Source organism: Pseudomonas sp. H1h (genome assembly GCF_000633255.1).
Lineage (GTDB): Bacteria > Pseudomonadota > Gammaproteobacteria > Pseudomonadales > Pseudomonadaceae > Aquipseudomonas.
On the sequence record NZ_AYMJ01000062.1, the window covers coordinates 1 to 1,259 of the forward strand.

A 1,259-nucleotide genomic window follows, 5' to 3' on the forward strand; every position below is an offset into this window, starting at 1 on the left:
GACCTGCGCCTGGAAACCCGTACCAGCCGCACCACGCGCCGCGACTACGATTTCGAAAAACCGCGCATCACCCTAGAAAGCGAAAACCGTGGCGACGCCCTGCCCGACCTCGAAGACTACGACTACCCGGGCCGCTTCATCGACCGCGAGCGCGGCAAGCACCTGGCCAAACGCGCCCTCGAACGTCACCGCAGCGACTTCCAGCTCGCCGAAGGCAAGAGCGACCAGCCGCTGCTGGTCAGCGGCCATTTCCTCGCCCTGACCGAGCACCCGAAGGCCAAGTGGAACGACCTGTGGCTGCTCACCGAAGTCCTGCACGAAGGCAAGCAGCCGCAAGTGCTCGAGGAGTCGGTGACCAGCGACACCACCGCGCTCAAAGACGACTTCCATCAGGGCTATCGCAACCGCTTTCAGGCGACCCCGTGGGACGTGCCGAACCGTCCGCCGCTGCGCCACCCGAAACCGCGCATCCTCGGCAGCCAGAGCGCCGTGGTGACCGGCCCCAAAGGCGAAGAGATCCACTGCGACCAGTACGGCCGCGTCAAAGTGCAATTTCACTGGGACCGCGAAGGCCAGGCCGACGACAAGACCAGTTGCTGGCTGCGCGTCTCTTCCGCCTGGGCCGGCGCCCAATACGGCGGCATCGCCATCCCGCGCATCGGCATGGAAGTGCTGGTCACCTTCCTCGAAGGCGACCCCGATCAACCGCTGATCAGCGGCTGCCTGTACCACAAGGAAAACACCGTCCCGTACGCACTGCCGGCGAACAAGACCCGCAGCACCTTCAAGACCCTGAGCTCCATGGGCGGCGGCGGTTACAACGAACTGCGCATCGAAGACAAGAAAGGTCAGGAGCAGATCTACCTGCATGCCCAGCGCGACTGGGACGAGAACATCGAACACGACCAGAAGATCCGCGTCGGCAACGAACGCCACGACACCGTCGAAAAGAACAGCTACAGCGAATTCAAGGCCGAAGAGCACCACACCGTCTACGCCGACCGCAAAGTCGAAGCCCGTGCCAACGACCACCTGACCGTGGGCGTCAACCAGCACATCAAGATCGGCACCGGCCAGTTCATCGACGCTGGCCAGGAAATCCACCTGAGCAGCGGCATGAAAGTCGTGCTTGAAGCCGGCGCCGAGTTGACCCTGATCGGCGGCGGCAGCTTCATCAAGATCGACGCCGGCGGCGTGACCATGAGCGGCCCGGTGATCAACATGAACTCCGGCGGCAGTCCCGGCAGCGGCACCGGCGC

The 1,259-nt window shown here is 64.2% G+C and carries 1 protein-coding gene; it reads left to right on the top strand.

The annotated features are described in order from the left end of the window. On the top strand, positions 1-1,259 hold a 1,259-nt coding region (tssI, locus tag U862_RS0128985), incomplete at both ends, for a type VI secretion system tip protein TssI/VgrG (RefSeq protein WP_025113572.1).